This is a genomic window from Actinoplanes sp. ATCC 53533, assembly GCF_003947245.1.
Window position 1 is genome coordinate 1 of sequence record NZ_QHHV01000265.1, and the last position, 10,051, is coordinate 10,051.

The window sequence follows — 10,051 nt, forward strand, 5'->3', positions numbered from 1 at the left end:
GTGAGCGGCGCGTCCTTGCGGCAGGACGACATCGTCAGCCACTTCTTCGTGATCTCCACGCACTCGTGGATCCTGTTCTTCACCAACAAGGGCCGGGTCTACCGCGCGAAGGCGTACGAGCTGCCCGAGGCCAACCGGGTCGCGAAGGGCCAGCACGTCGCCAACCTGCTCGCCTTCCTGCCGGACGAGCACATCGCCCAGGTCATCCAGATCCCGAATTACCAGGTCGAGCCGTACCTTGTGCTCGCCACCAAGAATGGCCTCGTGAAGAAGACCCGCCTCGAAGAATTTGACTCCAACCGCAGCGGTGGCATCATCGCCATCAACCTGCGGGAGGATGACGAATTGGTGGGCGCAACGCTGGCCGCGCCGGAGAATGACCTGCTTCTGGTCTCCAAGCGGGCCCAGGCGATCCGGTTCAACGCGACCGACGAGGCGCTGCGGCCGATGGGGCGGGCGACCTCGGGTGTGATCGGCATGCGCTTCAGCGAGACCGACGAACTCCTCGCGATGGAGGTGGTTCGTGAGGGTCTCGACGTTTTGGTCGCCACCGACGGCGGGTATGCGAAGCGGACGCCGATCGAGGAGTATCCGGTGCAGGGCCGGGGCGGCAAGGGCGTACTGACGGCGAAAATCACGGAGCGTCGTGGTGGGCTCGTCGGAGCGCTAGTGATCGACCCGGAGGATGAACTATTTGCCATCACCAGCAATGGTGGTGTCATCCGTACTCCCGTGAAGCCTGTACGGCGCACACGGGATCGGAACACAATGGGGGTCAAGCTGATGGACCTCCCAGAAGGTGTAACCATCGTGGCGCTTGCTCGCAATGCCGACGAGCCTGACGAACAGGACTAGTTGATGCCGGAGACACAGGCGAAGTCGGGGGGCCCGGGATCCTCGGCATCTCCGGTCGATGGGGAGCCGAAGAAGGACGGCGCCACACCGACCGGACGCGAGGCGGCCGGCCGCGCGGCGGTCCCCGCCGATGGCGCCCAGCCGAAGTTCACCCGAGCGCCGGGCATGGCACCGCCGCCGGGCGATCCGATCGCCGACGGCGACGGCCAGGCCGAGCCGAAGCGACCGACCGGCCCGGCGGGCCCCTCGGTCGCCAAGGGCTCGGCCACTGTGCCGATCGTCACCAAGGGCAAGAGCGGCGGATCCGCAGCCGTGGCACAGGGGCCGCAGCCCGGGCGCACCGGGGTTCAGCCCCCGGCCAAGCCCGGCGCAGCCCCGCAGCGTCCCGCTGAGGCCGCCAAACGGCCCGCGGGTAACGCCGCCGCCACCGGCTCGGCCGCAGTCGGCGCCGCACGGGTGTCCGAGGCGGTCCGTTCCGCGCGCTCGACGGTCACGTCGGCAGCGGCCCGCGGCCCACGCCGGGCCCGGCTGAACCTCAAGCGGATCGACCCCTGGTCCGTGATGAAGTTCGCCTTCGCGGTCTCGGTGGTCCTGTTCATCGTCGTGGTCGTGGCCACCTCGGTGCTGTATCTCTCGCTGGACGCCATGGGCGTCTGGCAGGAGGTCAACACCAGCCTGGAGAGCCTGGTGAGCGCCACCGGCAGCCCCGAGACGGCGGCCGCCGGCGGTGGCTTCCACATCACCGCCTGGGGCGTCATCGGCACGTCGATGCTCATCGGCGCGGTCAACGTGGTGCTCTTCACCGCGCTGGCCACGCTGGGTGCGTTCATCTACAACGTGTGCGCCGACCTGGTCGGCGGCGTCGAACTGACGCTCGCCGAGCGCGACTGACACGCCTGTGATCGCGGTAGCGGCCGCCGTGCGCGACACGGCGGCCGCCCCCAATTTGGGGTAGCGCAACGGGGTACGGTAATCTTCGTGTCGCTGTCACGGGGCTATAGCTCAGTCGGTTAGAGCGCAGAGCTGATAACTCTGAGGTCGCTGGTTCGATTCCAGCTAGCCCCACCATGCACGTCCTCCTGGCCGCAGATGTAAGGGGAATCCAGCCATGCTGAAGAAGCTCCTGATCGTTGCAGGCGTCATCGGCGCGGCAGCCCTGATCGTCAAGCGCGTCAAGGCCTCCAGCGACGAGCGCGCGCTGTGGCACGAGGCGACCACGGCGCCCGACCTGCGCTGAGCCCCGCTTACCGGGGGCCCTAGCTCAACTGGCAGAGCACCGCCTTTGCAAGGCGGGGGTTAGGGGTTCAAGTCCCCTGGGCTCCACTTCTTTGGCCTCTGAGCAGGCGAAACGTAGGGCCAAGATCGTTCGGCCCGCGTTCGGGCCCACTTCAGTGGAATCATCGCCGGCTCGTGGCGGTCGGTTTATGCGCCTTGCCGTTTGGTGGTGTTGCCGGCCGGGGTGTTGCCGGCCGGCAACGCTCAGGGGTCAGATGCGGGCTCGGTCGAGGCTTCGGGGGTCGTTGACGGCCTGGTATTGGGCGTATAGGCCGCTTCGGGCGACTCGGCGCCACGGGCGGGCGTAATTTTCGGTGGTGAGATCCAGGTTGGCTGTCGTGATCGCCGGTACGGGGTCGGGTGGGCAGCGGGTGAGCCAGTCGCCGTTCGGGGTGATGACGCCGGAGGCGGCGTTGGGGGCGTCTTGGGCGGTGCCGGCGTAGCTGACCCAGTAGCTGTTGGCGGCGGCGAGTGCCTGTGATTGCAGGGCGAACGGGCCGTTGTTGGTGGGGGTTCCCGGGCCGTGCGTGGAGAACAGGACGCAGTCGACGTCGAGGCGTTCGTACTCCAGGAATACCTCGGGGAAGGCGGCTTCCATGCCCAGCGCGCAGCCGAAACGTACGCCGTCGACGGTGAATGTGATCGGCGCTGAGCCGGGCGTGTACATGTGGCTGACCTTGGTGTTCGAGAGCATCCGTTCGTCGTAGCGGGTGGCGATCGCGCCGTCGTCGGAGATGACGTAGAGGCTGAGGTGTGGTCGGCGTGGCGGGGTCAGCGGGTGGAGGGAGCCGAGGACGGTCCATAGCCGCAGTTCGCCGGCGAGAACTTTGATCGCCTCTAGTTCTTCCGCGAGCGTTGTCCAGTCGGCCCGATCCCAGTCGGCCGGGCCGACGTTGTCGGGGCCGGTGGACGACATGATTTTCTTGTCGGGGCAGGTCAGCGCGCCCTCTGGCAGGTGCAGCAGCCGGGCTCCGGCCGTGTGGGCCTCCTGCATGAGGCGGCGAATCTGCTCGCCGTTGTCGCGCAGCGCCGCGGTGTCGCCGGGGTCGGGGTGAACGGTGAGTTGGGCGACGGACAGTCGCAGGTGCGTGGGCTTCGGCATCGTTTCTCCTCGCGGAGTCGTGCGGAAATGCCGCAGCGCAGCGGTGTAGGACTCGCCGGTCTTGGCGGCTCGGGTGCGTACCCGGCTTTTGAAGTTCCTCTTTGCTGTCATTGGCCCTCCGCTTGTTCCGTGCGTCGATCCCCCGCGCGATCAAGACGTCCGGAACCAGCGAACCAGGACAGCGACCCGAGATATGAGAGTCCCTTTGCCTCCGTCGAGGACCGCGCGGCGGGGGCGGTCACAGGAGGTTGGGCGTGGGCCACGCCGTTGCCGACGCTAGCAGTCATGGACCGACGCCGCCATCACTGGGCAGGAGATGCCTGACGTCTCGGCCGCAGGATCCGACACGAGCGAGATCAAGGCCGTCCATTGTCGACGCGACTCGGGTCTGTCCTGGTAGTTCGTGATGCCGACTCTCCCGACGTCCGTGGCCAAGGTGTCGTAGGACCTGCGTGACACCTTGTCGCCGTTAGGGTTCCGGGTGCGTTGTGAGCGGGAGCCGTTGCGCCGTGTCGAGGGCCGCGGCGAGCCACTCCGCTAGCGGCGCCACGTCACCCTGCCAGGTCGCGCAGGGCACCACGTACCCGTCGGCATTTTCTCGCACCCAGCGTTCCGGGTGGTCGAGGAGCTTCTCCGCGTCGGCGTCGGCCAGGGCGTCGCCATCGACGAGTCGGGTGCCCCAGCCTCCGGGGACAAGGTTCCACTCCGCCGGATAGGCCGGGAAGTGCAGACGGATCAGGTCTGCCTCGTACCAGATTTTCAGGACCGCAGCGCAGGTGGCCGCCGGCCACGGGCCGTGCATGACGGGGTTTCCCAGCCAGTAGGAGCCCAAGGGGACCTCGCACAACGGTGGGCACTCGAACGCGGCGATCCTCAGCTGACGGAGGAAATCATCGACGTCGTCCACGCCGACCATGGTGCCCGACGGACATGAAGCTGGTGGCCGGGTGGGGTGACCAGCCTCCGGCGGGAGCGCTCGGGCTGCTGGGATGGCAGGAAGTAACTGCGGGGCCCGGGAGCCGGACGGCTTGGCATACTCCCTCCTTGTGAATGAGCCGTTCGTCCTGGGCGATGCCAAGGCTGTGCGGTGGGTCGTCCACCCGCCGCAGGATCCATACGGGGACGGCTACGTCTACGCGATTGCTACGGAGCTGCACGAGGACGGTATGACGGCGGCGACCATTGCCAAGGTTGATGGGATATATGTCGATCTTGCGACGACGCTGTCCGGTTTCATGGAGAGCCTCGCGGCCGACTGGCAAGGATGGGACGGCATCCGCACGTGGCAGTCGCTGGGGCGCGAACTCACCATCGACGCCCGCCACGATGGCCGCGGCCAGGTATCGCTCGGCGTGACGTTGCGGGCGCCTGGCCTCGACCGCGATGACACCGCCTGGTCGGCCACGACAACTTTTGTTGTGGAAGCAGGGGAGGAGATGACCCGGCTCGCCGCGGATCTCACCCACTTCCTTCGACCGTAGGCACCAGGCGACGGCGGGCCAGAAGTCGGTGTCCCCGATGTTTCCGCTGGTGGCGCCGTATCGACAGAACTAGTTATTTGATCAACTTCCGGTGACAGCGCAAGACCGCTGGTTCCTTCTTGAAAGAGTCAAGAGCCGTTCGGTTGTTGCGTTGCGCGGATGCTCGCCGCCAACATTGACGTGTGGCGATGTGGGCGCGAGTGTGGCTGACGACCGGCGAGGCGGCTGTGCTGCTGCGTTCGTCGCGAGTGCGGGTGGCCGATCTTTGCCTGCGCGGGCTGCTGCCGTACGTGACGATCAGCTCGCAGCGGCGGATCCGCCGCTGCGACGTCGAGGCTTTGATCGCACCCGGGATGAGCCGTGCCCAGCTTGAGTCGCTGTGGCTGCATCGCGCCGTGGCCGGTCGGCTCGTCCGGGATCCTCGCGCCGTGCTGGCCGCGGCCGCTATCAACCTGCGGAGGCTGCGGCAGATGCACCCCGAGGGCCGGGCGTGGGAGTGGCTTGATCGGTGGGACGCCGTGCTGGACCAGGGGGCCGCGGCCGTGCTGGAGACGCTGACGTCGTCGGCCGCCTACGCCGTGGAGTTGCGGGAAGCCTCGCCGTTTGCCGGCATCCTGCCGGAGGACGAGCGGCGGGCTGTGCTGGCAGCCTTCGCCGAGAGCCGCCGTGATCGCGCCCGGTTGATGCCGCGCGGGAAGTTCGAGCGGGTGCTGCGCAGCGTTTGACTGATCGGCCGCACCCAGGCGGTCGCAAATCCGTACGCATCGATGTCGGCAAGTGAGATCGAGGTGGGGTGGCGTTGTTTGTTCCAGCGGGACTCACGGCCGATCGTCGACGCTTGTTGATGTGACCGTTACCACGATTCGCTGACGCGAGCGACCGGGCGGTAGGCGGCCGGAGGGCCCGGTCCGGCGAGGATGCCACGGTGGGAGGGCTCGGTGGGGTGGGGATCGCGGCATCCGTGCACCTCTTGTCGACGTCGTTGTCGGTTCCCCGTGACCATGCGGCCACGGTCCGACAGTTAGCCTTCGTTCGTGAGTGGACGGAGACGAGCCGCGGCCATCATCGTGCGGGACGGGCGGGTATTGATGGTGCACGAGCGCAGCCTGCGGGACGGTAACCGGGAATGGTGGACGTTGCCCGGCGGTGGCATCGATCCGGGGGAGACCGCTGAGGACGCGGTACGGCGCGAGGTGCTGGAGGAAGTCGGTCTGGTGGTGAAGGAGGCTCGGTACCTGCTGGACACGCCGTATCCGTCGGGGATGACGTCGGTCTTCGCGGTGACCGTGGCGGACGGCGAGCCGGAGCTCGGGGCGCATGTCGGCGGGCCGCTGCCGGTTGGGCTCGATTGGGTGCCGCTGCCCGACGTGCGGCCGGACGGCCCGGGCCTGCCGATCCCGCCGATAATCGTCGCCCTGCCCGTGGACTGACCGGGACGGCCGCACGGACGAGGCAGACAACCGGCCTGCTCGGCGGCGGGCGGTCACCCGGTCGGACAACGAGGTGACCAGCCGGTCGGACAGCGCGGTGGTGGGTGGCCACTCGGTCGGACGGCTGGGCGGTGGCGATCATCCGGTCGGACAGCGCCGCGGTGGGTGGCCAGCCGATCCGACAACGAGGCGGTGGGCGGCCACCCCGAGCGGATAACGCGGTGGTGGGTGGCCAGCCGATCCGACAACGAGGCGACGGACGGGCCATCCGAGCGGATGACTCGGATGACGAGGTGGTGGGTGGCCAACTCGTCGGACGACTCGGGCGCAGTTTGGAACGCCGGGCGACCTACTCGGCCGGGGCGGACATGGGCCCGATTGTCGGTGTGGTGATGGTGCGACGACGTTCGCGGACGAAGTAGGCGCAGCTCACCGCGTACCCCAGGGTTAGCAGGGCGCCCACCGTCCGGACTGTGGCCGGCGTGACGGCCAGGACCGTCGCGGTGAGCGCGCTCGCCGCCCAGCAGGCGAGTAGCGCCGTGTTGATCGTGTCCTGGACGGCCCAGCCGCCGGGGGTGCGGCGGCGAGCTTGCCGCCGGATCTCGTCCAGCAGGGCGTGGCCCATCCCGATGGCGAGCAGGCCCAGCATGAGCGTGGCGAAGACGGAGTGGCCGCCGCCGGCCACCGCTGCGACGGCTGTGCCGCCGGCGAGCAGCGCGAGACCGCTGACGGTCCCGACTCGCGCTTTGCGTCTCTCCTCCACATTCAGTGACAGTCGGCAAGATCTTGCCTGGTCTGAGGCTCGGGTCGACTTCGCTGGTCAGCCGGAGCTGCTTCGGGGGAGGATGTCGAGCGTGATCGGATCCCTGAAGCTCGAACCCGCGCTGTCCCGACTTGATCTGCTCGCGATGCCGGTCACGGCCGCGCTGGAGGTGTGGCCCGCGGAGGCGCCCATTGACGGGGACCAGGTGCTGGTCGCGCCCATCGATCCGGACCTGGCCGATACGGCCGCTTTCTGCGAGGCGTACGGGGTCACGCTCGCGGAGTCGGCCAACTGCGTGATCGTGGCGGGCCGCCGCGGCGAGGTGACCCGGTACGCGGCCTGCGTGATCCTGGCGACCACCCGTGCCGATGTGAACGGGGTCGTGCGCCGGCACCTGGACGCGCGGAAGGCCAGCTTCGCGCCGATGGACGACGCCGTGCGGCTCACCGGCATGGAGTACGGCGGCATTACGCCGATCGGCCTGCCGACGTCGTGGCCGGTGCTGGTCGACGCGCGGGTTGTCGCGACGCCGCACGTGATCATCGGGTCGGGAGTCCGGCACAGCAAGATCGCCATCGCCGGGCCGGCGTTGGGCGCCCTGCCGGGTGCCGAGGTCATCGAGGGCCTGGCCCGCGAAGCCTGACATCCGGGACTCGGACGGGACCCGCGTCCGAGGTGCCGCGACCGTGTCCGGCGCCACGTCCGTGACCGGACCAGGGCGCGACGACCGGTCCGTGACCCGACCAGGGCGCGATGGTCGCGCTCGCGAGCGATGACCGTGCTGGCAAGCGGCGACCGTGCTGGCAAGCGGCGACCGTGCTGGCAAGCGGCGACCGTGCTGGCAAGCGGCGACCGTGCTGGCAAGCGGCGACCGTGCTGGCAAGCGGCGACCGTGCTGGCAAGCGGCGACCGTGCTGGCAAGCGGCGACCGTGCTGGCAAGCGATGACCGCGCTCGCGAGCGGCGACGCGAATGGCGACCGCGTCCGCAAGCGGCGACCGCGTCCGCAAACGGCGACCGTGCCCACGACCGGGCCTGAGCGCCGCGACCGAAGCCATACCCAGCAACACCCGGAAAAGACCGCGGGCGGCCGAGCGAGCCGCGGGGAATTCGGTGGACCGGGCGGCGCCGGGCTGGTTCGGTCGGGAGGTGATTGCCATCCGGTTGACGTGTTCCTCCGACCTCGCCGCCATTCAGCGCATCGAGCTCGCCGCCGGTGAGTTGTTTCGGGAGATCGGGATGGCCGATATCGCCGACCATCCCGTGCCCACGCTCGCGGTCCTGGCCGACTTTCAGCGGGCCGGCCATTCCTGGGTCGCCGTTGACGGCAGCGATCGGCCGGTCGCCTTCGTGCTGGTCAGGATTGTTGATGGCCGGGCCCACGTCGAGCAGGTCAGCGTCGATCCCGCGTACGCCCGGCGGCGGATCGGCCGCGATCTCATCGACCATGTTGAGAGCTGGGCCGCCGGCCGGGGCCTGTCGGCTCTGAGCTTGACGACCTTCCGCGACGTGGAGTGGAACGGCCCGTACTACGGGCGGCTCGGCTTCGCCGTGTTGGCGCCCGCCGGGCATGGCCCCGAACTGGCGGCGCTGATAGTCGAGGAGGTCGCGCATGGCCTGGACCCCGCGCGGCGGATCGCCATGATCCGGCCCATTCATCGTCCTCGATGATGTTTCACGTGGAACGTCATCGGGCGGCGTCGACGGCCTCGCGCCGGGCGATCTCCTCGAGGGCCGACCGGAGGGCGGCCGGCTCCTGGGCGCCCTGGATGACGTACTTCCGGTCGATCACGAAGGTCGGGACGCTGGTGATGTCGAGCTCGCGGGCCTCCGCCAGATCGGCGTTGACCGAGTCGGTGCCGGCCGGGGTCGCCAGGTAGGCCAGCGCGGCTTGCTCGTCCAGGCCGATCGAGCCGGCCAGGCGGGCAAGCTCCGCCGCCGAGCCCAGGTCGACGCCCTCGACGAAGTGTGCCCGCTGCAGCGTCTCGATCATGTTGAGTTGCAGCTCCTGGGCCGCGGCCCAGGACACGAGCCGGTGCGCGTCGAAGGTGTTGGCCGCGATCGCGCGGTGGTAGTCGATGGCCAGGCCCTCGCCTCGGGCGATCGCCGTGACGTGGGCGAGCATCTGCTCGGCCACTTCCGGACCGCCGACCTTCGTCGCCATCGCCTGCTTGATCGGCAACGGCGCCGGGACCGGTGCGGGGTCGAGCTGGTATGCCCGGAAGGTCATCGTCACTTCCCCGGCGAAGTCCACGAGCACGGACTCCAGCCGGCGCTTGCCCAGATAGCACCACGGGCAGACGAGGTCGTACCAGATCTCGATGTTCACGACTGCTCGCGGATCTGCCGCTTGAGTCGGCCCAGGATCGCCGTGCCGCCCCGGATGCGCAGCGGGCTGATCGCCGTGGCCAGGCCCATCCGGGTGTAGAGGTCGTCCGGCACGGCCAGGATCTCGCCGGTGGACGCGCCCTCCAGCCCTTCCGCCAGGATGCCGGCGAACGCCCGCGTGGTCGGGGCCTCGGGCGGGCAGTCGAAGTAGCTGCGGACGGTGTCGTCGGGCTGCACCTCGGCGCGCAGGAAGAACTGGGTCTGGCACTCCGGCACCTGCTCCATCCCCTCGTGTCCCTTGAGGGAGTCGGGCAGCGGCGGCACGGCGTCGGAGAACTCCAGCAGCATCTCAAGCACGACCTCGCGGGGCGCGGACGCGAAGTCGTCGACGATCTCGGCCAGTTTCGCAGGCATGTCGCTCACGGTCCGACCTTACGTCCAGGGGTCAGGCCGTCGTCGAGCTCGGCAGGAGGGCCATGTCACTCAGGCTGACGATGCCGACCACCTTGCGGTCGGCGTCGCAGACGAGCAGCCGGCGGACGTCGCGTTCGCGCATCGCCCGGATGGCTTCCTCCACGCCGGCCGACTGCTCGATCATGATCAGCTCTTGGGTGGCGATCGACGACAGCGTCGTCGATCGCGGCGGGAGCCCCTCGGCGATCGCGCGGACCACGATGTCGCGGTCGGTGACCAGCCCGGACATGGTCGGGCCGTTGGTGACCACCACGTCGCCGATGGACTGGTCGCGCATCGCCTGCGCGGCCTCGTCCAGCATCGTGTCGCCCGGCAGGTAGACCACCCGCCTGGTCATGACGTCA

General features: G+C 69.1%; 14 protein-coding genes and 2 tRNA genes. 10 read left to right on the plus strand and 6 right to left on the minus strand.

Annotation, left to right across the window (positions count from 1 at the left end):
* From DMB66_RS52500 to DMB66_RS52515, 5 genes are all read left to right on the plus strand, one after another.
* Positions 1 to 855: DNA gyrase C-terminal beta-propeller domain-containing protein (locus DMB66_RS52500; RefSeq protein WP_305027768.1), on the plus strand; the 855-nt coding region annotated here is incomplete at its 5' end.
* Between the two features lie 3 nt (positions 856 to 858).
* Positions 859 to 1,746 (plus strand): DUF3566 domain-containing protein, encoded by an 888-nt coding sequence (locus DMB66_RS52505; RefSeq protein ID WP_125811574.1) that lies wholly within the window; start codon positions 859 to 861, stop codon positions 1,744 to 1,746.
* Positions 1,747 to 1,846: 100 nt separating this feature from the next.
* Positions 1,847 to 1,923 (plus strand) — tRNA-Ile (locus tag DMB66_RS52510).
* A gap of 40 nt (positions 1,924 to 1,963) precedes the next feature.
* The gene (locus DMB66_RS64870; protein ID WP_233625464.1) at positions 1,964 to 2,092 is read left to right on the plus strand and encodes a DLW-39 family protein; all 129 of its coding nucleotides are present in this window, start codon (positions 1,964 to 1,966) and stop codon (positions 2,090 to 2,092) included.
* Positions 2,093 to 2,105: 13 nt separating this feature from the next.
* A tRNA-Ala gene (locus DMB66_RS52515) sits at positions 2,106 to 2,178 on the plus strand.
* Positions 2,179 to 2,341: 163 nt separating this feature from the next.
* Here DMB66_RS52515 and DMB66_RS52520 read toward each other — a convergent pair.
* Positions 2,342 to 3,232 carry a carbon-nitrogen hydrolase family protein gene (locus DMB66_RS52520; RefSeq protein WP_233625465.1) on the minus strand — a complete coding sequence of 297 codons (891 nt, stop codon included), beginning with the start codon at positions 3,230 to 3,232 and terminating at the stop codon, positions 2,342 to 2,344.
* Positions 3,233 to 3,701: 469 nt separating this feature from the next.
* Positions 3,702 to 4,139, minus strand: coding sequence for a hypothetical protein (locus DMB66_RS52525; protein ID WP_125811576.1), 438 nt, complete (start codon positions 4,137 to 4,139; stop codon positions 3,702 to 3,704).
* Positions 4,140 to 4,278: 139 nt separating this feature from the next.
* Here DMB66_RS52525 and DMB66_RS52530 point away from each other — a divergent pair, with 139 nt between their 5' ends.
* From DMB66_RS52530 to DMB66_RS52540, 3 genes are all read left to right on the plus strand, one after another.
* Complete coding sequence (locus tag DMB66_RS52530; RefSeq protein ID WP_125811577.1) at positions 4,279 to 4,713, plus strand: DUF6228 family protein; 435 nt, start codon at positions 4,279 to 4,281, stop codon at positions 4,711 to 4,713.
* Between the two features lie 188 nt (positions 4,714 to 4,901).
* Positions 4,902 to 5,438, plus strand: a complete 537-nt coding sequence (locus DMB66_RS52535) for a helix-turn-helix domain-containing protein (protein ID WP_199753155.1) — start codon at positions 4,902 to 4,904, stop codon at positions 5,436 to 5,438.
* A gap of 309 nt (positions 5,439 to 5,747) precedes the next feature.
* The gene (locus tag DMB66_RS52540) at positions 5,748 to 6,143 is read left to right on the plus strand and encodes an NUDIX domain-containing protein (RefSeq protein WP_125811579.1); all 396 of its coding nucleotides are present in this window, start codon (positions 5,748 to 5,750) and stop codon (positions 6,141 to 6,143) included.
* Between the two features lie 349 nt (positions 6,144 to 6,492).
* Here DMB66_RS52540 and DMB66_RS52545 read toward each other — a convergent pair whose 3' ends face one another.
* The gene (locus DMB66_RS52545; protein WP_125811580.1) at positions 6,493 to 6,906 is read right to left on the minus strand and encodes a hypothetical protein; all 414 of its coding nucleotides are present in this window, start codon (positions 6,904 to 6,906) and stop codon (positions 6,493 to 6,495) included.
* A gap of 82 nt (positions 6,907 to 6,988) precedes the next feature.
* On the opposite strand from DMB66_RS52545, the gene DMB66_RS52550 reads away from it, so the two are divergent.
* Together DMB66_RS52550 and DMB66_RS52555 are read left to right on the plus strand one after the other, a co-directional pair.
* Positions 6,989 to 7,549, plus strand: coding sequence for a YbaK/EbsC family protein (locus tag DMB66_RS52550; protein WP_199753156.1), 561 nt, complete (start codon positions 6,989 to 6,991; stop codon positions 7,547 to 7,549).
* A 469-nt stretch (positions 7,550 to 8,018) separates the two neighbouring features.
* A complete protein-coding gene (locus tag DMB66_RS52555) occupies positions 8,019 to 8,576 on the plus strand; it encodes a GNAT family N-acetyltransferase (protein WP_233625466.1) in 558 nt (185 codons plus the stop codon).
* 16 nt (positions 8,577 to 8,592) lie between these two features.
* Here DMB66_RS52555 and DMB66_RS52560 read toward each other — a convergent pair whose 3' ends face one another.
* The 3 genes from DMB66_RS52560 to DMB66_RS52570 form a co-directional block, all read right to left on the minus strand.
* Entirely contained in the window at positions 8,593 to 9,234 is a 642-nt protein-coding gene (locus DMB66_RS52560) for a DsbA family protein (protein WP_125811581.1), read from the minus strand.
* A complete protein-coding gene (locus DMB66_RS52565) occupies positions 9,231 to 9,656 on the minus strand; it encodes a SufE family protein (RefSeq protein WP_125811582.1) in 426 nt (141 codons plus the stop codon). Before DMB66_RS52565 ends, DMB66_RS52560 begins: the two co-directional genes overlap by 4 nt.
* A 22-nt stretch (positions 9,657 to 9,678) precedes the next feature.
* On the minus strand, positions 9,679 to 10,051 hold a 373-nt coding region (locus DMB66_RS52570), incomplete at its 5' end, for a CBS domain-containing protein (protein WP_148112872.1).